This is a genomic window from Streptomyces lateritius (genome assembly GCF_014649715.1).
Classification (GTDB): Bacteria; Actinomycetota; Actinomycetes; order Streptomycetales; family Streptomycetaceae; genus Streptomyces; species Streptomyces lateritius.
The window spans coordinates 144086-165179 of record NZ_BMTO01000007.1 but is presented as its reverse complement, the minus strand read 5'-3'; the positions used below and the strand labels follow the sequence as shown (position 1 = coordinate 165179).

The following is a 21094-nucleotide window of genomic DNA, read 5'->3' as shown; positions in this document are numbered from 1 at the left end:
TCCTGACCACCAGCCCTGGGTCATCTCGGCGAACCACCACGTACCCGCTATGACACACGACCACAACAGCCCGCTCCGGGCTGCTGCGGACCAAGGCGCGTGCTCCGCCCACCGCTCCATGGCCGTCAGCGCCGCCCACCCGATGAGCAGTACGCACGCAAGCCGTACACGTCGATGCTTGAACATGGGCACCCGGCTACCCGAGGCAGGAGGGATCACACACTCGGCGCGCGCTTCGATGCCCTTCCGGTGCGGACGTCCTGGCCCTCCCCGAACCCGACGCGGTTTGAGAAACTACTTCCGTGGCATACGAACCACCTGATGACGCAGCGGTCGCGACCATGGCCGTCCTCTTCGATCCCGAGCCGGCCAGGTGGGGTCTGCGCGGCGACCCCCACGTGTGGCGGGCCTTGCGCGACCACCTGTCCGGCACGGCCGTCCCGCCCTCGGCGAATGGCGTCACCGCCCTGCTGCGGGCGGCGTTCAGTGAGGTCGTGGGTCTCGACCTCGCCGAAGCCGAAGCTTCGGCCGTCTACCGGGAGCAGTACGCCCACGGCGGGATGTCCAGCGGCATGGTCCACCTCGAAACATGGCGTGAAAACCTGATGCCCCTGCTTGCGGAGCGTGCCGGGGCCCTGCGGGGCTGACCCCCGGGCTGCGCCGCGGACCTGCGAGTCAGCGTCACGGCCCACGGTGAGGGGTCACGCCTACGCGGACGGAGTGGCGCAGAGGATCACCGCACGGACGCGGTTGTCCCCGGTGCCGTCGCCGGGGAATGTCACCGTGTCGCCCGGCGCGGCCGTCCGGCAAGGGACGGTGCTGCCGTCCCGGTATTCGACCGTGACGTGCTGGGAGGCTGCGCACGTGTTGGTGACGAAGGTGTAGCGCCAACTCGTCGAGTATTGAACACAAGAGGGCGCAGGGTCACCCCATGCGGCCGCCTCTGCTCCAGAGGTCTGAGTGAGAAGAGCTGCGGCGGCCATAAACGCTCCTGCGGTGACGCGGAAAGTTGAACGCATGAGCCCCTGCATCTGTGATCATCCCTTCACTTCTCGAACGTTACGGGAGCAAGGATAGGGAAGGGAGTCGCTCGACTGAAAGAAATTGCGCCAACTTGCGCAAGCTCTCTGCCGCGCCCGTGAGCGCCGTGCGTGAGGGGGTGGTGTGCAGGGCTGAAGCGCAGCTCGGCGACGTCATGGCCTCCTCGGCTCCCCGCCGCGCGGTGGGGCGGCGACCGGCGGGCGCGCGACGGCCTGCGGGTGGTGCCCGGAGAAGAAGGGCCTGGCCCCAGCGCATCACCCGGGGGCGCCGGGGGCGAGAATGCGGGGAAATCGCTGTCGCGCCGCCGGGGACCCACGCGGCCGCTGTACGGTGAACGCCCTCGGGCATGACGTTCCGGCCACCCCGAGCTGCCCTCGAGCCCTCGCCCGAACAGCCGTGGCCCGGCTCAGCGTTCGCCCTGATCTGCTGTGAGTGCGTCGAGTACTTCCCTGTCGTGCTCACCCAGGGCGGGTGGGGGCTGCGGAAGGTCTTCAGACCTGGCTCCGAAGATGACGCAGAAAGGTCTCCCGGTCGTGCTTCTCGCGCAGGTCGAGGGTGCCGGAGCGCTTGTTGCGGTTGAGGGCGGCGAACAAGCCGGGGGTGAAGCGTACGAGGTCGCCCCCGGCCGGGTCCTCGATCTTGATCACATCGGCGCCGCGGTCGGCGAGCATGGAGGTGGCGTAGGGGCCGGGCTGGAGCCGGGACAGGTCGAGGACGCGCTTGCCGGTCAGTGCGGACCAGGACGGAGCGGTGGGCGGCTGGTGGGGGTGCATCGGGTCTCCCTCTGGGGCGATGGCGGAAGGCAGGACTCAGGCCGGGAAGGCGAGGCCCCGGGCCATGCCGTTGCGCTGGATCTCGGAGGTGCCGGTCAGGATGCGGAACATGCGGATCTTCCGGAAGAGGAACTCGATCTCGTTGCCTTGGGTGAGTCCTTCCTTGCCGTGGATCTGGACGGCCTGGTCGAGGATGCGGAAGGCGGATTCGGCGACGAGGAGCTTGCCCATGAACGCCTCGGTGCGCACATCGGCTCCCTGGTCGAGCGCGGCGAGCGCCGCGTACGTCATGGAGCGGGCGGCGTAGAGCTCGGTGGCCCCGTCGGCGACCTTGTGCTGGATGGCCTGGAGCATGAGGAGGGGCTGTCCGCCGGCGACCTTGCGGTGCCGTGTGCGTTCCAGGGTCAGGCCGAGGGCCCGGCGGGTGGCGCCGATGACCGTGGGCCAGTGCAGGAGACGGTTGGTGGTGACCCGCCCCAGGGCGATCCGCATGCCCTTGCCCTCCTCGCCGAGGAGGGCAAGGGCCGGGACGAAGCAGTCCTCCAGGATGATGTCGCTCTCGATGTGTTCGCCCGACATCGGTGTGGCGCCTGCCTCGACACGGCAGCCAGGGCTGTCCAGGTCGACGAGGAACGCTGAGTAGGTGGGCTTGTCGCCCTCGCTCTCGCCGGTGCCGGCCATGCTGGCGACGACGATGGCGAAGTCGGCGAGGGACCGGCGGAGCTGAAGGCCTTGTGGCCGGTGAGCCGGTATCCCTCGCGCTCGGCGGTGGTACGCATGGCGCGGACGTCGGAGCCGGCGTCCGTCTCGGTGAGGGAGAAGCAGCAGACGCGCTCGCCGCGGATGAGCGGCAGCAGGTTCTCCTCCAACTGGTGTTCGGTGGCGTACCGGAGGATGTCGCCGGCACGCCGGGGGGCCGCCCATGTCGCCGAGGAGACTGCGTCCCAGCACGCGTCCGCTGGCGCCGGCCTCCTCCTTCAGCGCCGCGAGTGCGGTGATACGAGAGGTTCCGGCCGCCGTACTCCCCGGGCAGGTGGATGCCGCAGCGGCGAGGAGAGTCCCACCACCATGACCGCCTCATCACAGGAGGAACGCGTGGCTCAGCTGCTGCGAGTCCAGTACTTCAGTGTCTCCAGTGACGGAATCGGCGCCGGTGAGGACCAGACCCTCGAGAGGCCGTTCGGTCATGTCGAGCCCGAGGGTTGTTCGCATGGGCCGGCGCCACGGCGAGCTGGCCCATGCGAACCGACCCCGGGGGGAGTCGGGGCCTGGACGACTACCTCACGCGGGACCACGCACGGAACATCGGCGCCGAGAACCAGGCGTGAGCGAGGTGAGGCCGCAGACCCTCCTGAATGCGGTACGAACTCTCCGTCCGGCCGGGAGGAGAGCTCGTTCCGTCTTCAGGAGGGCGGCCTGTCAGGAGGGCGGTCCGGGAGGGAAGGGGATCTCCGCGAGCAAGGGAATCAGCTGCTCCTCCTCATAGTCGAGGTGTGCTGACAGTTCCTTGGTCATCCGCTCCAGTTCTGACCGGAACTTCTCGGGATCCGCCTGCGCTAGGCCGTTGAGCAGCGTGGCAAGGTCCTGCTGGAGCTGCGCGACGATCTGGTGCTCGGAACGCAGCCTCTCGAACGCATCGCGCAGGTGAGGGTGCGCAGCTTCCATCGCGGGGAACATGTGTGCGTCCTCGCTCACGTGGTGGAATTCCAGCGTCTGGCAGAAAGCCAGGCAGTGCTGCCGGATCTGCAGCCCGAGCCCGGGTGCCTCCTCGGCAGTGCTCCCCTCGGAAGCTCGTGCCGCGAAGTATGCGTCCACCTCGGCGCTGACATGCCGTAGCTGCCCACGAAGCCAGACATGCACTTCCACCAGCTTGTCGGCGAGATTCCTGACCTGGCCGGGCCCCTCGCCCGGCGCAGGGTCGCTGCGTTCCAGCACCACCACGGGCAGGAGCCGGTCAGTGTTCTCCTGATACTCGCCGTAACCGGGTTCACTCTCTACGACATGTGCGAACAACTGGTCGCGATCATTCCGCTCAGCGGGCACCGCGACGGCTTCGTACTCCTCTGTTCCGGTCTCCACCTGCACCAGAGGATTGGCCAAGAGGTTGTGGTACCAGTCCGGGTGGCGGGGCCCACCGAGGTTGGATCCGACGACGAGCAGCCCACGCTCGTGTCGGACGTAACCCAGCGGGGTGGTTCGCTCTTCACCGGACTTGGCGCCGGTTGTAGTGAGCAGCAGCAGATCGCTGCCCTCGAAGGGGCCGCCGACCTTTCCTTCGTTGGTTCGAAACTCCTCGATGACCCATTGATTGAAGGATGTGGACATGCGTAGGTGGATCTCCTTGGAACGTGGGGCGCGCATTGCGCATGCGTGATGACGTGGAGAGGTGACGATGCGTCAGCCTGCTCGAAGCGCGCCGAGCCTCAGCCTCGGGCTGGAAGGGCACCGCGTCGCCGCCCGGGCCATGAGCACAGCAACCGGGCGCTACAAGGACGCGGGGTACGCGAGAACGCAGAGGTGACGCAAAGGCGTCAGATCAGGTTTCGCCTGTGATGAGTGAACACATGGGAATCATTCCCTGGTAACAGGTGGTCACCCGATCGTCGACCGGCCCACTTCTCTTTGGCCGACGCCACGCGCCACGCGCCAATTGAAACCAATACCGCGCGGCGTTGTCAACGCGCCCAGGCGGCAGGGAGGATAACGTGAGTCATCGTCATGGCGCGCCCGCGCCGGGAGCGCCCCCCGAACCGGTCGGCTGCTGACGGCCTGGGTAAGCCGGAGGCACCGGACAGCGACAGGGGCGCCCGCGCCTTCACGCGGGCGCCCCTGTCGCGTAGGGGAGAGGACGCAGACGCTCCTGCCTCAGGTGGCCGGCGGGCCGGGACGGCCGGTCTGGCCCTGGACCTCATCGGTGGCGTCCTTGCCCACCTGGCGCAGGCCCTCGGCCGTCTCCTGTCCGGCCGTTCGGGTCTCTTCCATGGTGGTCCGAGCCGCGCCCTGCGCCGTGGACTTCACAGCGTCCACCGCTTCGGCGGCCGGCTCGCGCAGCTCCTCCTTGATCTCCTGCGCTGCCTGGACAGCCTGTTGCTTCACGGGCTCCAGCAGCTCCTCGGAGTGCTCCCGCAGTTGCCGCCCGGCACGCTCCTCCGCCTCGGTCGTCGGCAGCAAAGCGGCCGTCAGCATGCCCGCGCCGAAGGCGATGAGACCGGCGGCGAGAGGGCTGCCCTGGGTCTGCTGCCTGATCTGGTCGGGCGCCTGAGAGACGACGTCGCCGAGCCGATCGGTCGTTTCCTTTGCCGTCTCGGCGATGCTCGCCGAGGTCTGCCCGGCGGAGTCTGCGACGCCCTGCGTGGTCTCGGCCATCCTTCCGGTGGTCTCGCGGGCGGTGCCCATCACACGCTCCCTCACTCCGCTCAGCCGGCCCCGGGCCGCGCCGACCTTGCGGCGCGCCACCTTGCGAGGGGTGACCTTGTCGGTCAGCAGGTCGACGTTGCGGGCCAGATGGGCGCGCCGGTGCTCCACGTCCGTCCTCAGCTCGTCGGGTGTCGGACCCATCGGGCATCCTCCTTCACTGTTTCCATGGTCTGCTCCGGCTTGAGATTGACGGTACGCAGGCGCTTACGTCCGGTGGTGTAGAGCACCGCGCCGACGACGGCCCACAGGGCGGTGACGATCAGTGCGGCCCAGGCCGGGTCCATGACGTTGGCGAGGGCGAAGATCACGGTCAGGCTGCCGAGCAACAGGACGAGGTGGCCGGCGTAGCCGGCTCCGCCGAGCATGCCGACGGCCTTGCCCGCCTTGGTCGACTCCTGCTTGATCTCTGCTTTGGCCAGTTCGATCTCGTCGCGTACCAGCTGCGACAGGTCCGCACCGATCGCGCCGATCAGGTCCCCGATCGACTGCTCGTCCTCCCGGCCTTCTAGAGACGAGGACGTTCGCGGTGGAGTGCCGTACGGGCTCCGGGGGGCCGTTCCCGGGGAGGTTCCGGGATACGTCCCGGTCGGTGCTCCCGGGGGACTCGCCGGACGGCCCGTGTTCGTCGCCGTGGTGCGTTGCTTGTACGGGGTAACCACGCTCAGCTCCCTTGTGTCGGTCGCTGGGGGCCTGCCGGGGGCGGCGGAGCAGGAGGTGCCGCTGCGGTCGGCCGTGTCTGAGCCGTGGACGGCTGCCCGTAGGACGGCGTGACGTGAGGCGGCTGGGACTGCCCGTAGGTGTCCAGCGGATCTTCATAGCTCGTCTGCGGAACGCCCGGGCCGCTGCTCGGTGCCTGGTGGCGGGGCGGGTTCGTCGGGCGCGGTGGCACGCCACCTTGACCCGTACCGCCTTGCCGGGTCCCGGTGCTTGGGGAGGCGGACCCGCTGATGCCCTTGCCGACCCGTGCGACAGCGAATCCCGCCAGGGCCGCTCCCGCCAGGAACACACCCGGCCTGCGCCTCGCGAAATCCTGCAGATCGCCGACCAGGCCGTCAGGCCCTCGCTGTTCCAGGCGGGAGGCCACCTGATGTCCTCCGTCCGCCAGTTGCCGCACCACTCCAGCCGCGCTGGACTCCGGCTTGCCGCTCTCACTCATCTCCCGCAACTCGTCCGCCAGTCGACGCACGTTCTGCGCAAGGTTCTGGGTCTGGGAGTGAGCCTGCCCCTGAAGCTGATCCCGCAGCTCCCCGACCAGGTCGCGGGCCTGGCTCGTGGCCTCGCCGACGACATTGGCGCCCTGTTCCTTGGCGGTGCCTGTGACGTCGGTGGCCTTGGCGCCGACCAACCCGGCGCCCTCGCTCACCTTCTCCTGAGCCGTTTTCGCCACCGCCTCCGACCTGCTCCGGTCCGGACGGCTCCTGTCCTGGAAGTCGCTCAAGGCTCCTCCTGGTCCATCGAAACGATCAGCTTTCTGGTTGCTTTCGCACGCCTCGCGTACCCCTTTTTCGTAGATGTACGTCTATGTCCGGAAATAATCCTCAATGAACCTCGCCTTCTGCTCGTGTGCTCGTCCGCTCACGTACAGTGCCGAGCGGCGATGCCTCCGCCCGAAGCGCTGTCCTCGCCACGGCATGGTCGTTCGACTGACCGGCCGCCGTGAAGTACGGCACGGCACGCGTCAAGCAGTGCGCCGTCGCCGCTTTCGGGCAGTGGGCGGGCGAGGAGGAAGGCAGGCGTCGGCTGCCCGCCGTACCGCCCCGGGCCATCCACCTCGCCGGGGGAGAGGTGTGCGCCTGGAAGCCGGGCATGCCCCAGATCTGTGCGGCCTGTCCTTCAGCCGCTGCCAGCCCGCACGCTTCCCCCGCATCGCCTGGGCGGACACCTTCCCGGTGCCCGGCGGCGTCGCGGCGGAGGGCGTCCGGCTGCCATGTCCGCGCTGCGTCTCCGCCGCCGGGCGTCGAGGCGGCGATGCCCGCCCTCGGCGGCACACCGCACCGACGCCCGGCTTCGACGTGCTTCCTCCCGCATAGGTACGGGGCGGCAGGAACGCGTACCGGCTGTACGCGGACCGCCTCGCCACCACATCGACCGCCTGGGGAGGGAAGAGCCGCGCCGTGCGAAGGGAGCACCCCTTGCGTCCCCGGCCGGGGCCACACCCTTGGAGGGGTCCGCTCGCGTTCCTACGCCGAGTGCGGCGACGAGTCGGGAACCGGGGGACCGGCCGGGGGGCCGGGGCGCACGGTGGGCAGCGCCATCGCGCGGTAGGCCGGCACCTGCTCGACTGCCTCCCGGTAGGCGGCGACCAAGTCGTCGTAAACTGCTTCCAGTTCGGCTTCGGTACGCGCCGCCAGCAGCCAGCGCCACCCGATCGGATCGCCTTCCAGGCGGCGCGGCACCACGCCGTCCCAACCCGTCGAGGTGGCCTGGCACACCGTGACGGCCTCACCGGTGGCGACCAGCAGGGCGGTGGCGGAGTAGTCGCCGTGCAGCAGCCGCGGTGTCAGACCGACCGCGAGGAACGCGCGGTACAGGCTCTCCCACTCCCCGTCGGCTGTCCGGTCCATCATCCACCGCTCGTCCGCCAGGTCCTCCAGGCGTACCACCTGGCGGCCGGCGGCCGGGTGGTGCTCGGCGACGGCCAAGAACCCCGGCTCACGTTCCAGCACGACGCGCTGCCGCAGCCCGGGCGGGAAGCGTAGACGGGTGCCTTCCATCTCGTGCACGAAAGCGACATCGAGCTGGCCGGCGGCCACCATCCGCAGCAGTGCGTTCGAGGACACGTCGGTCTGGAGGGCCGGTACGGATTCTGGATATCGGCCACGTAGTCGGCGCGCCCAGCCGGGCAGGGTTCGGCTGGGTGTGGAGCCGATGCGCAGCTGTGGCGCCTGAGCGGCGCGGGCCGCCGCGGCCCGCATCTCGGCCGTCAGACCCTTCATCTCGGCCAGCAGGGGGCGGGCCCGGGTGAGGAGCTGGTGTCCGAACGCGGTGGGGCGGCAGCCGTCCGACTGCCGGGTGAACAACTGCCCGCCGAGCGCCCGCTCGATTCGGCGCAACTGCGCGGTCAACGACGGCTGCGCCATCCCGAGCACGCGTGCCGCCTTGTGCACGCTGCCGGCATCGGCGATGGCGCACACCACCCGCAGATGCCGCACCTCGAGTTCCATGGCGGGAGCGTAAAGCCGCGGGGTGCGTGGGCCAAGCCGCTGCGGACGGGCAACCCAGGCCCCAGATAGGGCAGTTGGCACCGATAGCACCGGGCTATCAGGCGATAACAGTCTTCACGCTGCCGCCACGGTCAGCTCACACTCATCCCCTACCGCGCCGCTTCCTGCGACCGAACAGCGAGGAGCCCCCATGAAGGTCCCCAGCGTGTCCCTGCGCACGACCGCCTGCGTCCTCGGCCTTGCCACCGCCGCAGCCCTCGGCGCCGTGGGTCAGGCCAGTGCTGACCCGGCACCGGCCGACACCCCCACGCGCAGCACCATCGCGTCCCCGAAGGCCGTCGGCGACGCCGACACCGGCACGGCGGCCTTCTCGCCGAAGACGAGCAAGGCCAGGCCCGTCATCGGCGGAGGTGAGGTCCAGGCACAGCCGTACCACGCCCGCGTGTTCCAGAACGGGCGGGGGATGTGCACCTCCACGCTGGTCACCTCCCGCCACATCCTGACCGCCCGGCACTGCGTCGATCAGCCCGGTCAGTACGCATTCCGTATCGGCAGCCCCTACGCGGAGAGCGGTGGGACCACGGCCGCGGCCTCCCGGATCACCCTGCATCCGTCGGCGGACCTCGCGATGGTCCGGCTCGACCGGAGCGTCGCCCACACGCCCGCCCCCATCGCCACCCACTACCCGCAGATCGGCTCCTACGTGTCCGTCTACGGGTGGGGCGCCACGTGCGGTCCCGTCCAGAACGAGGCCTACTGCCAGTCGCCCGTCCTGAAGACCGCCACCATGCGCATGACCGGCCTGGCCACCGACCTCCACGGTGGGACCGCACTCCACCTGGAAGCGGTCGACGGTGTCGGAGCCGGTGGCGACTCCGGTGGTCCCGCCATGACCGGCGGCACCGTGGTCGGGGTGGCCTCCACCAGCGACCGGCAGACCTTCACCCGGTACACGGCCACCGCCCCGTACATCAACTGGATCAAGTCGGTAGCGGCCGGCGGCTGACCCACTCGCGGGGGCATGGGAGCTCTGCCGGCCGGGGGCGGGCCGAACGGTTCGACGCCGACCGGCTCGCGGTCACGCCGCTGTGTGGCCCTGCCGGGTCGGCCCCCGGCCCGGCGGCGGCGAGGTCGTGAACCGAGGGTTCGGGGGAGCGGGCGGGTGATTCCGTGCGCAGGCACCCCGACTGCCTGGGCCGGCCCGCACCGGCAGTCACGAAGGCTGGCGCCGGGCCGATCGGCGGGACCGGTAGGGTCGCTTCTGGCCCGTGCCGGAGTGCAGGCGCGGGTGAGGTCCGGCGCCCGGTTCCGGGGGGGGCAGTACCGCCGGGCTGCCCGAACCTCGTAAGCACCGCTTCCGAATCCGCACCTCACATGCGAGGCCCTGATGACCGTGCCCCGGCGCGCCGCCCGCCCTTCCCTCGCCGCCCGCGCGTCCGCGTTCCGTGAGCGGGTCGACCCCGCTCGCATCGGCCGGCGCTCGGTGCGCCGCCGTGCGAGGGGAATGGCGGCGGCCGACGTCGCGGCGGCCCTCGAGGATGCCCGGTGCTTCGCCCGGCAGGAGGACTCGGCCGAGGACGAGCGTGGCCGGGCGGAGCTCGTGGAGTGGGAGCGCATCGACCGGCTGCTCGCGGCCGCGGCCTCGGGCACCGTCTACGACCCGGACAGCGACGTCGTCGTCCAGGCTGAACTCGCTGCCGAAGCCGAGGCCGCCGCCCAGGAAGCCGAGCTGCGTGAAACCGCTCGGATCGCGGCCCGCGCCGATGAACTCCAAGTGCTGCGCGACCTCGGCACGTTGGAGCAGACCGACCCGGCAGAGGGCGACGAAGCAGTCCGGGACGAACTCACCCGCCGCGCCGATTCGTACGTACAGGCCGACATCGACGCGTGGCTCGCCTACGCCTTGGCCGCGCACCTGGGGCACTACGCGGATCCGGCCGCACGCGAGGCCGCCGCCGGCCTCCTGCCGCCGCCGGTCCTCACTCATGCGGCGCTGCTCGCCGAACTCGCCCGCCTTGTTCCGGGTACGGGCATCGACCAGCTGGCCTTCGCGGCCCGGATCGCCACGAGTGACCCCGAAGCCGCCGGCGCCCTCGCCGCGTTCCTCTCCCGTGCCCGATCCGGCACCAGCTGACCTCCCCGCCCTACTGACCGCGAGCGCTCCGAAGGCGTGTCGCAGTCCGCGCCCCTGCTCCACCGACATGTCGAGACGCCGGCTTGTGCGGCCTGGGCGGATTGAGGTGGGGGTGGTCAGGCCGAGGCGGCTGCAGCGCGAGGCGACCTGTTCACGTGGCGCCTCCCGAAGACTGACCACCTCAGCCTCGTCGTCGGCCCACCGGCCGGCCGGACCCGACGGATGACGGGCTACAGCTGAGGTACGGCGAGGTTGTCGATCAGGGGCCCTCGACGCTGAGCCTCTTGCGCCCCGCCGAGCGACTCGGCGGGGCGAAAGTCTCACGGCCCGGAACAACCGGGAGCCGGGGCACGTCACCTGGCGGCGGCTTGACCTTCCGCTGACGCGCGGCCGTTACGGACAACGCGGACATGGTCACGCTCATCGCGAACGTCCGCCCCTTCCAGGTGCCCGGCACCGCGGCCAACGCGCTGGTGGACTTCCCGTTCGCCACCGGTGCGCGCTACGAGATCCACGCGGACGCCGATGGTGACGGGGCGCCCGACACCACCTACCGCTGGACCTTCCGGGACGAGGACCGCAGGCCCTTCGGGACAGGGCCGAAAGTCGGGCCCCTGCCGGTGAACTCGCTCGACGACCGGTCGCTCGGGGTACGCCAGAAGTACACCCTGGAGAAGGTCAAGGCGGGCGGCGCCGTCCAGACGCTGCTGAAGGACGCCATCGCCTCCCCCACCCACACCGGCCGGGCCCTGATGCCCGACTACGGCAAGTTGCGGAGGGAGGCGATCCGTCAACTGCCCGGCGGCGGCCAGACCGTGGCCACGCAGGCGGCGGAATCGTTCAAGGCCGACACCCAGGTCTTCGGCCTGTACACGGTCGGCACCCGCGGCCCCGTACCGGGATGGCTGCCCGATGCCCAGCCGCTGTCGGCGCTGAACGTGAACAGTCTGGTCCTGCAAGTACCCAAGAGCGAGGTCGCCCTGAAGGGAGATCCGAAGCGCAACCCGGTTATCGGCGTGTGGGCGTCCGTCTCCCGGCAGGGCGCGAACCTGGAGCGCGGTCTCTCGGAGCAGGCCCCCACCTTCCGGCAGGTCTCCCGGCACGGCACCCCGCACGTCGCGTTCGCACTGTTCGGCTCCACCATCGGGCTGGCCAGGCCCGGCGGCCCCGAGGACCGGCTCCAGGCCCGCATGCCACAGGACGACCACCTGGAGAGCGACTTCCTGGCCGCCACCCTCGACCCCGTACCGCCGCACCGGATCGAGAGGGCACAGGGCCGCAAAGCACCGGCGACCCCGCGCCACGACATCCAGGCCCTGTTCATGAAGGGCATCGGCAAGGACAACGGATCCACGTTCGGCTTCGACCTCAACACCCACACGATGAACGCCGACGCCGACCCGAAGCGCATCGTGCTCTCCGAGCAACTGCGCCTGAACCTCACAACCCCTGTCACCGCCAGCCCGAAGGCGCACGGTGTCCTCGACGGGGATCTCCAGGGCTTCCCGAACGGGCGGCGGCTCAACGACAACATCGACGGGCCGCTGATCCGGATGCTGGAGGGCGAACCCGCCGGGCCGTCCGCCGCGGGGCTGCTCCCGCAGCCGGTCGTCAGCCTGGAGCCCGCTGACGCCCAGACCGTCTTCCCGTACCTCAACCTCCCGCACGCGGGCCCGTGAGGCGTCTGATCACCGCTGTGGGCGCGGCGGTGGCCGTGGCCGGGTGTGTGGCGGGACTTCTGCATCTCGGTCCTGACACCTCCCGGCCGCAGGCCCCCGCGGCGCCTGCGGGCGCCCACGGCGCCGGCATCAGCCCGGTCGACGCCGCCCGCAAGACGGTAGAGGCATACCCCGACGACCCGGCCGCATGGGCCGGCCTGGCACGCGCCGAGATCGAACAGGCCCGCCACACCCTCGACGCGAGCCGACTCGACACCGCCGACAGCGCGCTGCGCCGCTCCCTCGCCCTCGACAGCACGGACAACTACGCGGCCGTGACCGGTCAGGGGCTGCTCGCCAACGCCCGGCACGACTTCGTGCAGGGGCGCGAGTACGGGCTGCGGGCCACCCGGATGGCACCCGACCGGCCGGACGGCTACGCCGTACTGGCGGACGCCGAGATCCAACTCGGGAACTACCCGCAGGCGCGTGCGGCCGTACAGCGGATGCTCGACATCGCCCCGGCCACAGCCGCCTACAGCAGAGCCGCCTACGACCTGGAGACCAACGGCAGGCCCGAGGACGCCGCCATCGCGCTCCACCGAGCCCTGGACAGCGCGGTCACGCCGGACGAACGAGGCTTCGCCGAGGCCCGCCTGGGCGACCTCGCCTGGTCCCAGGGCAAGCTGTCCCAAGCGGAACTGCACTACCGGCGCGCTCTGGCCGCCGTACCGGACCATCCGTACGGGCAGGCCGGAATCGCCCGGGTGACCGCCGCGCGCGGACAGACCGGTAAGGCACTCGAGCTGTACGCGCGACTCGTCGAACGGACACCGCTGCCACAGTTCCTGCTGGAAACACTGGAGCTCCGACGCGCGACCGGCGATCCCCGCCCGGGGAGTGAACGGGCCGCCTTGTCGGCGCAGGTACAGATGGTCCGCGCGGACGGCGGTCCCGTCGACCCGCATCTCATCCTCTACACAGCCGACCACGGCGACCCGAGGGTCGCGGTGGAGCTCGCGCGCAGAGAGTGGAAGCACACCCGGAGCGTCATCGTCGCCGACGCGCTCGGGTGGGCACTGCACCGCGCGGGACAGGACGCCGACGCCCTCACCTACGCCCGCCGGGCAGCCGCAACCGGCTGGAAGAACGCGCTGTTCCTCCACCACCGGGGCGCGATCGAGCGGGCACTCGCCATGCCCGAGGGATCCCGTCATCTACGCGAGGCCGTCGCCCTGAACCCGCACCTCTCCTTTTACCGTCCCGACCGAGACAGGTAGTCGATGAAGCTTCCACGCCGTGCGGCGGTCGTCGCGGCGCCCCTGCTGGTGTCGATCGGACTGACCGCGGTACCGACGGCTGCCGCCCACCCGCTGGGCAACTTCAGCGTCAACCACTACGACGGACTGCGCTTGTCGCACGACCGGATCGAGGACATCGCTGTCGTCGACAGTGCGGAGATTCCCACCGCGCAGGACGAGGAAGCAACGGACACCGACCGCGACGGGACGATCTCACCAGCCGAAGCGGCGGACAGGTCAGCCGAGCGGTGCGCCCGACTCGCCGGTCGCAGCAGGATTTCGGTGGACGGGGAGCGCATCGCCTGGAAGGTGGGCCGCTCCGCCCTGACGTACGGGAAAGGGGCCGCGGGAGTTCCCGTCGCCCGGCTGACCTGCACCCTGCGGGCTGAGGCCGATCTCTCCCGGCCCGCCGCCGTCTCCTTCGTCTCGGGGGCGGATGTGACACGGACCGGCTGGAAGGAGATCACGGCTGTACCCGGCGACCGGGTACGGCTGACGGAGTCGTCGGTTCCGTCGAAGAGTCCGAGCGATGTGCTGCGCCACTACCCGCGGGACGAGGACGAACAGCCCCTCGATGTGGCCAAGGCGGAGCTGCGTACGCAACCGGGGGCGGGCGGGGCGGCTCCCGGTGACCCCGCGCCGGGGCCACCGGGAGCGGCGGTTCAGGCTGCGGCCCGGGGCACTGTGCTCTTTCCGGCGCTGGAGCACCGGCTCACCGGCCTGACGGCGGGCCGGGACCTCACCCTGCCGGTGGGTCTCCTCGCCGTCCTGCTGACCCTGCTCCTGGGTGCGGGCCACGCGGCACTGCCCGGGCACGCCAAACTCGCCGTCGCCGCCTGCCTGGCCCGCCGGGAAGGCGGCGTCCGCGCCGCTCTCGCGGTCGGGACGACGGTCACGGTCACCCACACCGCCGGGGTCCTGACCATGGGCCTGATCCTTACCGCAGGCGCCGGATTCGTCGGTGAGCAACTACTGGGATGGCTGGGGGCGATCAGCGGTGCGGTGATCGCGGTGCTGGGGATGGTCCTGGCGGTGACGGCGGTACGAGCCTTGCGGTCGGGGCGGCCTCCCGCCCATTGGCACCACGGACACAGCCATGGGCACACAGACAGCGAGACACCGGAACGCACTCACACGCATGGCGACAGTCATGACCACCACCCTGGCCCTGAACACCGGCACGCGACCGGCCTCTCACGCCGCCACGGCGCCCACGCGCACGAGACCCACGCCCGCGAGAGGAAGACACCGCGCCGCACCGGTCTCCCCGTGCTCGTCGGCGTAGGACTCGCGGGTGGTCTGGTGCCCAGCCCGTCGGCCCTCGTCGTCCTGCTGGGCGCCATCGCACTGAGCCGGACATTCTTCGGCGTCCTGCTCGTCGTCGGCTACGGCCTCGGCATGGCCCTCACTCTGACCGCCGCCGGTCTGCTGCTCTCCGGCGGCGGAAGCCGATTCGCCGCGCTGAGCGAACGCCGCCTGCCCTCGCTGCGCCGTTACACCCGCTACGCGACGGTGCTCACCGCTCTCGCCGTCCTCACCGTAGGCATCAGCCTCACGTTGCGAAGCCTTCTCACCCTCTGAACCCCACCCCGGCCGTCGCGTTGTCCACCGACGGCCGATGCCGCAGGCCCCCAAGCTGTGGCCCTCACACTCGTCCCGAACGGCCCCGGGGCCACATCCCAAGCACCTTTCGGCACCCCCAGTAACTCGTGCGAGCAGTCGAGGGCGTTGGCGTTGCCGTTGCCGTTGCCGTTGCCGTTGCCGTTGCCGTTGCCGTTGCCGTTGGCAGGGAAGGCGGCTGCGCGGGCTGGTGACACCAGACAAGCCTTCTGGTCTGCCGTGACCGGTGGAGGGGGGCGCCGACGGACTCGTTGCTCATGCTGCGGCGATGGGGCCGGCCGCGTCAGTGTGGATGCCGTTGTCGACGAACTGGTCGACGTTCACCGCGCCTTGCCGGTAATGCCGCGCGCGGGGCGCCTTCTGCGCCTCCACCACCCCTCGGTGGAGGCGGGCAGGGCGCACTCCCCGCCTGGAGGAGCCGGGGGAGGAGCGCGCGGATCGCGGCGGGCGAGGTGCGGCGGGGGGTGGGCTGCGGCTCCCACAGGCGGCGCCGGGATCCAGTCGCCCTCGATCGGACCGTACTGCCGGCCGGTGACCGAGTCCCAGCGCAGGGCGACGCAATCGGGCCAGGCGTCCGCTGACACGACCGGCTCCGAGACCGTCGGCTGGCCGCAGGCGTCGGTGCCCGGCCTCGGCTTGGTGTGCCGGTCGTAGAAGTGGGCGTACAGGTGGTCGCCCTCGCGGTCGGGGCACACCCCAAGGCGCGGCGCGCACTCCGCCGCCCGCCCGCCCGCGTTCAGGTATCCCCGGTCGCGCGTAGAAAGAAGGGCCCGGATCGTTGAGGATCCGGGCCCTTCTGGGTAGTAGCGGGGACAGGATTTGAACCTGCGACCTCTGGGTTATGAGCCCAGCGAGCTACCGAGCTGCTCCACCCCGCGTCGGTGAACACCACCCTACGCTACTGCCGGACTGCCTTTGACCAGCTCTCACGATCGTCCACCCGCGCGGGGACGCTCGAGAGCACCTCCGGGTTCGTGAAGGCGTGGCGCCCCCACGGGCGCAGGCTTGCGGCCTCGCGCTCTACTCCCAGGTCGCGGTGTCGGGGTCGATGCCATGGGCGCGCGCACTGGAGTCGATGATTCGACGGAACCACGTGGCAAGGCCGGCTCGGATGCCGTCGTAGTGGGCGGCAAATCCCGGATCGGCCTCAAACATGCGGCCGAGACAGACCTGCATCTGCCTGGTGAGGGGAAAGTACGAAGCGAAGACTTCGCGGTGCAACTCGACGAGTTGATTCGCTTCTGGACTGCCAGGCGTGACGCCGGCGTCCATCGCATCCCCCAAGGCCCGGTCGAGGCCGGCCGTGGCGTCGGCGATGGCCTGCCATTCCTCCGGACCACGAGAGGCTGAGCGCTCGGCGTACTGCCGCCATTGCGTCGTGTCTCCGTAGTGCTGACGGGCTTGAGCGAGCCAGTCCGGATTCCACTGCGGGCCGAAGATCGCGGCCTGCTGCTCGACGGTCAGCAGCAGGCCGCGCTCGTGGGCGTCGATCATCCGGTCCAGTCCGGCGCTGAGCTGCTGGAGGCGGTCGATCCGTTCAGCAACCTGGGTGCGCTGCGCGCGCAATGCGCCGGGCACGTCTGCGGTCGAGTCGTCCAAGATGGCGCGAATCCTGTCCAGGCCGAGACCGATCTCACGGTAGACGACGATGCGGTGCAGGCGTTCCAGATCACCAGCGGTGTAGAGCCGGTATCCGGCAGCCGTGCGCAGCGACGGTCTTGCCAGACCGATGTCGTCCCAGTGGTGCAGCGCGCGGACTGTCACGCCAAGGCGTGTCGAGACCTGGCCGACGGTCGGGCCATCGGTGGCCGTGGCGTCAGGCATGCTCTTCACGGTCGGCGTGGGTGACGCCCGGTGGGGTGATCCCGATGGCTTCAAGGTTCCGCGCCTCCTGACTGGCCGGATCGAAGGGTTTGGCCGCAGTGAACACGATCCGTGCGTTCTCGGGGGTGGTCACCGCGACGTCGCGGGTGTTCCAGGGCGTGTCCCGTGGACCGTCGACCGAGTCCGGGCGCAACGTGCGACAGGCCTCGACAAGGGTGTCGACCTGGCTGAGTACGCACGCGAAACTGAAGCTCATCGCGGGTGTCTGCTCCGGAACGCTTCCCGCGGAGACGAGGAGTACGTCCTGGAACGCCCACCGGCGCAGATGCACAAGCCTGCCGGGGATGCCGAACAGCTCGAAGAACCCGAGTCCACGGACCCAGAAGTCCACCGACGCCGTCAGATCGCTCGTGGGGATCGTCGCGAACGCGGGCATTCCGTAGATGCCGCGGAACGGTTCCGGGGGAACCGCGTCCGGGCCGGGAGCGGGCACGGGACTCAACTCGAACGCGTTGTAGTAGTCGCTCATGCACCCCACCCTCCAGCCTCACACAACGTGAGGGTCAAGCCGGATCCCCACATCGCGCCGTACCCGAGGATGTGACCGACGTGGTGGCCGGGTACATCGAGCCTGTCCCGCAGGGTGGTGACGTCGATGGGGGTGTCGCGTGGCGGCAGTTCGAAGTAGTGGGCGCGGGAGCTGTTCGGGGGTGGTGTCCGTGTGCGCGTAGGAGGCGTGGGCCTGGAGTCCGTCCCAGAGACGGCGAACCAGGCGGCTTCGGTTTCGGGGTTCGGGGTCCGGCTCGGCCCTTGCCGGGCTCGGCCGACGCGTGCCGCAGGACAGTCAGTTCTGCAACACCTCGACTGGGCATCTGGTGGTCGCCACCAGGCGATCCCTGCTTCTCGTTCTCCGCCGCGCGCGTGGCCGTGGTCAGCTGGGGCAGGAGGGAAAACGGAGGCCGCGTTGGTTGTAGGAGGCGGGGCCTGAGCCGAGGTTGCAGGAGGTCGGGGTGTTCGAAGGTTTTCAGGAGGCCCAGGTCGACGTCGGTGAGGCGTCCGTCTTCGTCCGCTTCGGCGGGGAAGGCGCGCCAGTGGTGCTGCTGCATGGTCATCCCCGCACGTCGGCGACGTGGCACCGGGTTGCTCCGCGGCTAGTCGAAGCCGGTCACACCGTGGTCTGCCCGGACCTGCGGGGGTACGGGCGTTCCAGAGGACCGCGGTTCACGGCAGACCACGTGGGCTATTCGAAGCGGGCGGTCGCCGCGGACGTGGTGTCGGTGATGCGCCACCTCGGGCATCACCGGTTCGCGGTCGCCGGGCACGACCGCGGAGGCAGCGTGGCACTGCGTCTCACGCTCGACCATCCTGACACCGTCTCCCGCGTGGCATTCATGGACTGCCTGCCGTTGACGGAGCATCTGTCACGGATCACGACCGAGTTCGCCACCCAGTGGTGGCACTGGTTCTTCTTCGCGCAGCCGGGCATTCCCGAGCGCGTCATCACCGCCGATCCCGACAGCTGGTACCGCGGCGATCCCGACGCCATGGGGCCGGAGAACTACGCCGAGTGGCGGCAGGCCACCCGCAACCCCGAGGTGGTGCGGGCGATGCTTGAGGACTACCGCGCAGGCCTCACTGTCGACCGGCAGCACGAAGAGGCCGACCGGGACGCGGGCGTGCGCATCACTTGCCCGACGCTGGTCCTCTGGTCACTCCAGGACGATCTGGAAGCCCTCCACGGCGATCCCGTCGCGATCTGGCGCCGGTGGGCCGTAGACGTCCGCGGGCACGGTCTCGACTCCGGGCATCATGTCGCCGAACAGGCACCTGCTGCTCTGGCTCGCGCACTCACCGACTTCATTCAGGAGCCCACCAGCTCGTGTTGAGGGCCACCCGCAGGGGCCGGGGCATGTCTGCCTTGCTGCCAGCGCCTGTCGAGCGTGGCCTGGATCCGCTATGCCGACGATCCCGAGATCTGGCCGGTGCGGGCCTGGACTGCCTACCGCACCCGTCTGGTCGCCGAGCACGGCCAGAGTGGGCCGACCCGTCGACGCCGGCGTTCGTCGGCATTGACCAGTGCAGCCACATCACCGGCGGCATGGGACCGGACTCCGTCACCCGCGCCATCAATCTCCAGGGCTGGGCAGACCCTTGGCCGACGGGCCCGCGGTCGGAATCCTCGCCGATGCGGCTAGCAGAGGCCGAGCGGGCTGAGCGGGCAGACAGACGGCCAGGTGGTTACATCTACCTCTCAAGAGCTGGCGGGCCGTGGCCGGCCAGGTCGGCCGCCGCGAGCACACGAGCGCCACTGTTCAGGCTGTCGTCGGCCTGCTGTCCCACCAGCAAACCGTGGACCTGAGAGCTCCGCACGGCAGATGTGAATACGGGCCACACCGAAGTTCACGACGTCTCCATGCTTACCGTGCGAGCTCGTATGGACTGTTCCGTAGCGAGGTTGGCCGGGATTCGGCCACGGAGGCTTCCCCGAGCTGCACTCACTGGTTCGGGTGACCTCTGGCCAGGGCGGGTGATCGCAGCTCGACTCGTAAGCGCAGGTGCTCATGATGTGTAGACCTTGATGGTGTCGGTGATGAAGTGCCGGGTGTGGCCTGGGCTGAGGGCCTGGGTCTGCAGGTGGGCGTACATCGCGTTGTACTGCTGCACGTCGGCCGGCCTTTCCAGGCAGAGGCCGCTGGTGAACTTCTCCAGGTACACCACTGCCTCGCGGCTGTCGGGGAACCGCAGGAGGGAGAACTGTCCCGAGAGCCCGGGGTGTGCGCCTGCGGTGTGGGGGAGGATCTGCACCGTGATGTGCGGTTCGGTGCTCAGCGTGTGCAGGTGCTCCAGTTGCTCGCGCATGATCTCCCGGCTGCCGACGACGCGCCGCAGGGCTGACTCGTCCAGGACGACCCACAGACGAAGACGGCGGGAGGGGTCGTAGATCCGGTGCTGACGGCGAAGCCGCACCCTCAGACGTGCGGCGGCCTGCTCGACGGTGACCAGGGGGATCGTTTCCTCGATGACCGCGGCCGCGTAGGCGGGAGTCTGCAGCAGACCGGGAATCACCATGGCCTCGAAGGTGTGGATGGAGGCGGCCTCCGTCTCCAGGCCGACATACACGCTGTGGGGGATGTCGCCGTAGGAGTGCCACCAGCCCTGCCGGCTCGATTCTCTGGCGAGCTCCAGCAGGGAGCCGACGACGTTCTGGTCGGTGACGCCGTAGAGCCGGCACAGATCGCGTACATCGCGAGGGCTGACGGCACGGCGGCCGGTCTCCATGTGACTGACCTTGGCCTGGGAAACCAGCAGATGCGCCGCCACCTGCGTACCGGTCAGGCCGCTGGCCGTACGAAGCCGGCGCAGCTCCGCTCCCAGTCGTCGTCCCCTGACGGTGGGGTTGTTGTTCGCCGCCACGGGCGGTGTACCTCCAGCTCCAAGCCACTGCGTGTGCCAGCACCTTGGCACGGAGCAACGGCAGTTGATCACCCGCCGTGCCGCCGGTATCGACGGCGGAAAGAATGGATTGTGACCGTGTAATTTGCCGATCATTATCGCCCTGGACAGCGCAGTACTCTGGACAGCCGATTACCTGCTTCTCAGGCGATAGGTGCTTCGGGGGCGTCGGTCGACCCCGGTCCCCACGCCCGGTGCTGGGGCCACCGCACCAGCCGCCTTGTGCAGCGGAAATGTCGTGTTCGCTGCTTCACGCCCCTTCACACGCCCTTGAAGCCGGTCGGCACCGGGCGGACGGTTCAGGTCGCGTTCTGGACTCTGAGCTGAATGGGGGCGATGTTCGTCGGCCAGTGGAGCCCCACGGTCACCTTCCAGTGCATCGCGCTATCTGCGCGGACGGTGGCCGGCGCTCCGGGTGGTTGGGGTCGACGCATTCGGCTCGGTCATCTTCGGCGGGCCGTCGGCGCCCCGCAGGCTACCCGGCCACGGCATCGAGCCGAGTCTCGAGGCTGACGGCCACGCTCGCCCGCGCCGTACTTCCCGTTCGGCCCACCTGTAAGCGCGTGGTGAAGACAGCCCTTCTAGGGTCGAAGTGACCGACTCGGGGATCGTGAGGAGGTTCAAGTGAATCGCCGTACTGTCGTGGCCGGGATAGCCCTGGCCTTCGCTTCCGCCGTTCCGCTCTCTGAGGCAGCGCATGCTCAAGAAG

Annotated in this window: 18 protein-coding genes, 1 tRNA gene and 2 pseudogenes; 8 read left to right on the top strand and 13 right to left on the bottom strand. The window is 70.0% G+C overall.

Features of this window, described 5'->3' with window-relative positions; genetic code table 11:
• Positions 1-302 precede the first annotated feature (302 nt).
• Complete coding sequence (locus IE136_RS15980; RefSeq protein ID WP_189600676.1) at positions 303-647, top strand: hypothetical protein; 345 nt, start codon at positions 303-305, stop codon at positions 645-647.
• A 60-nt stretch (positions 648-707) separates the two neighbouring features.
• Here the strand turns inward: IE136_RS15980 and IE136_RS15975 are convergent, their stop codons facing one another.
• The 3 genes from IE136_RS15975 to IE136_RS35655 form a co-directional block, all read right to left on the bottom strand.
• The gene (locus IE136_RS15975) at positions 708-983 is read right to left on the bottom strand and encodes an alpha-amylase inhibitor (RefSeq protein ID WP_189600779.1); all 276 of its coding nucleotides are present in this window, start codon (positions 981-983) and stop codon (positions 708-710) included.
• A 549-nt stretch (positions 984-1532) separates the two neighbouring features.
• A complete protein-coding gene (locus tag IE136_RS15970) occupies positions 1533-1814 on the bottom strand; it encodes a CoA transferase (protein WP_189600675.1) in 282 nt (93 codons plus the stop codon).
• A 36-nt stretch (positions 1815-1850) separates the two neighbouring features.
• Entirely contained in the window at positions 1851-2495 is a 645-nt protein-coding gene (locus IE136_RS35655) for an acyl-CoA dehydrogenase family protein (RefSeq protein ID WP_229818881.1), read from the bottom strand.
• A 462-nt stretch (positions 2496-2957) separates the two neighbouring features.
• Here IE136_RS35655 and IE136_RS15960 point away from each other — a divergent pair.
• A pseudogene (locus IE136_RS15960) lies at positions 2958-3130 on the top strand (dihydrofolate reductase family protein); the annotation flags it as partial.
• Between the two features lie 103 nt (positions 3131-3233).
• Here IE136_RS15960 and IE136_RS15955 read toward each other — a convergent pair.
• From IE136_RS15955 to IE136_RS15935, 5 genes are all read right to left on the bottom strand, one after another.
• Positions 3234-4139 (bottom strand): nitroreductase/quinone reductase family protein, encoded by a 906-nt coding sequence (locus IE136_RS15955; RefSeq protein WP_189600674.1) that lies wholly within the window; start codon positions 4137-4139, stop codon positions 3234-3236.
• A gap of 540 nt (positions 4140-4679) precedes the next feature.
• A complete protein-coding gene (locus IE136_RS15950) occupies positions 4680-5372 on the bottom strand; it encodes a DUF3618 domain-containing protein (RefSeq protein ID WP_158993372.1) in 693 nt (230 codons plus the stop codon).
• Positions 5348-5890: a phage holin family protein gene (locus IE136_RS15945; protein ID WP_229818880.1), complete on the bottom strand. Its 543-nt coding sequence runs from the start codon at positions 5888-5890 to the stop codon at positions 5348-5350. Before IE136_RS15945 ends, IE136_RS15950 begins: the two co-directional genes overlap by 25 nt.
• Before the next feature lie 2 nt (positions 5891-5892).
• Positions 5893-6594 (bottom strand): hypothetical protein, encoded by a 702-nt coding sequence (locus IE136_RS15940; protein WP_189600673.1) that lies wholly within the window; start codon positions 6592-6594, stop codon positions 5893-5895.
• Between the two features lie 817 nt (positions 6595-7411).
• Entirely contained in the window at positions 7412-8395 is a 984-nt protein-coding gene (locus tag IE136_RS15935) for a LysR family transcriptional regulator (RefSeq protein WP_158993378.1), read from the bottom strand.
• A 190-nt stretch (positions 8396-8585) separates the two neighbouring features.
• On the opposite strand from IE136_RS15935, the gene IE136_RS15930 reads away from it, so the two are divergent.
• From IE136_RS15930 to IE136_RS15910, 5 genes and pseudogenes are all read left to right on the top strand, one after another.
• Entirely contained in the window at positions 8586-9401 is an 816-nt protein-coding gene (locus IE136_RS15930; RefSeq protein ID WP_158993380.1) for a trypsin-like serine protease, read from the top strand.
• 381 nt (positions 9402-9782) lie between these two features.
• A complete protein-coding gene (locus tag IE136_RS15925) occupies positions 9783-10529 on the top strand; it encodes a hypothetical protein (RefSeq protein ID WP_189600672.1) in 747 nt (248 codons plus the stop codon).
• Between the two features lie 407 nt (positions 10530-10936).
• A pseudogene (locus IE136_RS15920) lies at positions 10937-12208 on the top strand (DUF4331 domain-containing protein); the annotation flags it as partial.
• Between the two features lie 17 nt (positions 12209-12225).
• Positions 12226-13467 carry a tetratricopeptide repeat protein gene (locus IE136_RS15915; RefSeq protein WP_229818878.1) on the top strand — a complete coding sequence of 414 codons (1242 nt, stop codon included), beginning with the start codon at positions 12226-12228 and terminating at the stop codon, positions 13465-13467.
• A gap of 3 nt (positions 13468-13470) precedes the next feature.
• Positions 13471-15069 carry a sulfite exporter TauE/SafE family protein gene (locus tag IE136_RS15910; protein WP_189600670.1) on the top strand — a complete coding sequence of 533 codons (1599 nt, stop codon included), beginning with the start codon at positions 13471-13473 and terminating at the stop codon, positions 15067-15069.
• Positions 15070-15428: 359 nt separating this feature from the next.
• Here IE136_RS15910 and IE136_RS15905 read toward each other — a convergent pair whose 3' ends face one another.
• From IE136_RS15905 to IE136_RS15890, 4 genes are all read right to left on the bottom strand, one after another.
• Entirely contained in the window at positions 15429-15803 is a 375-nt protein-coding gene (locus tag IE136_RS15905; RefSeq protein WP_158993390.1) for a hypothetical protein, read from the bottom strand.
• Between the two features lie 109 nt (positions 15804-15912).
• A tRNA-Met gene (locus IE136_RS15900) sits at positions 15913-15986 on the bottom strand.
• Positions 15987-16128: 142 nt separating this feature from the next.
• Positions 16129-16932 (bottom strand): MerR family transcriptional regulator, encoded by an 804-nt coding sequence (locus IE136_RS15895; RefSeq protein ID WP_189600669.1) that lies wholly within the window; start codon positions 16930-16932, stop codon positions 16129-16131.
• On the bottom strand, positions 16925-17461 hold the full coding sequence (locus tag IE136_RS15890) for a VOC family protein (protein ID WP_189600668.1): 537 nt from the start codon (positions 17459-17461) through the stop codon (positions 16925-16927). The genes IE136_RS15895 and IE136_RS15890 overlap by 8 nt, the downstream gene beginning before the upstream one ends.
• 481 nt (positions 17462-17942) lie before the next feature.
• Between IE136_RS15890 and IE136_RS15885 the strand changes: the two genes are divergently transcribed.
• Positions 17943-18818, top strand: a complete 876-nt coding sequence (locus IE136_RS15885) for an alpha/beta fold hydrolase (RefSeq protein ID WP_158995050.1) — start codon at positions 17943-17945, stop codon at positions 18816-18818.
• Positions 18819-19491: 673 nt separating this feature from the next.
• On the opposite strand, the gene IE136_RS15880 is transcribed toward IE136_RS15885, so the two are convergent.
• Positions 19492-20346, bottom strand: coding sequence for a helix-turn-helix domain-containing protein (locus IE136_RS15880; RefSeq protein ID WP_158993396.1), 855 nt, complete (start codon positions 20344-20346; stop codon positions 19492-19494).
• Positions 20347-21094 lie beyond the last annotated feature (748 nt).

Coding starts and splice junctions, on each gene's coding strand:
- IE136_RS15975 (WP_189600779.1), bottom strand. CDS start 983: ATGGCCGCCGCAGCTCTTCTCACTCAGACCTCTGGAGCAGAGGCGGCC.
- IE136_RS15970 (WP_189600675.1), bottom strand. CDS start 1,814: ATGCACCCCCACCAGCCGCCCACCGCTCCGTCCTGGTCCGCACTGACC.
- IE136_RS35655 (WP_229818881.1), bottom strand. CDS start 2,495: ATGGCCGGCACCGGCGAGAGCGAGGGCGACAAGCCCACCTACTCAGCG.
- IE136_RS15955 (WP_189600674.1), bottom strand. CDS start 4,139: ATGTCCACATCCTTCAATCAATGGGTCATCGAGGAGTTTCGAACCAAC.
- IE136_RS15950 (WP_158993372.1), bottom strand. CDS start 5,372: ATGGGTCCGACACCCGACGAGCTGAGGACGGACGTGGAGCACCGGCGC.
- IE136_RS15935 (WP_158993378.1), bottom strand. CDS start 8,395: ATGGAACTCGAGGTGCGGCATCTGCGGGTGGTGTGCGCCATCGCCGAT.
- IE136_RS15930 (WP_158993380.1), top strand. CDS start 8,586: ATGAAGGTCCCCAGCGTGTCCCTGCGCACGACCGCCTGCGTCCTCGGC.
- IE136_RS15925 (WP_189600672.1), top strand. CDS start 9,783: ATGACCGTGCCCCGGCGCGCCGCCCGCCCTTCCCTCGCCGCCCGCGCG.
- IE136_RS15910 (WP_189600670.1), top strand. CDS start 13,471: ATGAAGCTTCCACGCCGTGCGGCGGTCGTCGCGGCGCCCCTGCTGGTG.
- IE136_RS15895 (WP_189600669.1), bottom strand. CDS start 16,932: ATGCCTGACGCCACGGCCACCGATGGCCCGACCGTCGGCCAGGTCTCG.
- IE136_RS15890 (WP_189600668.1), bottom strand. CDS start 17,461: ATGAGCGACTACTACAACGCGTTCGAGTTGAGTCCCGTGCCCGCTCCC.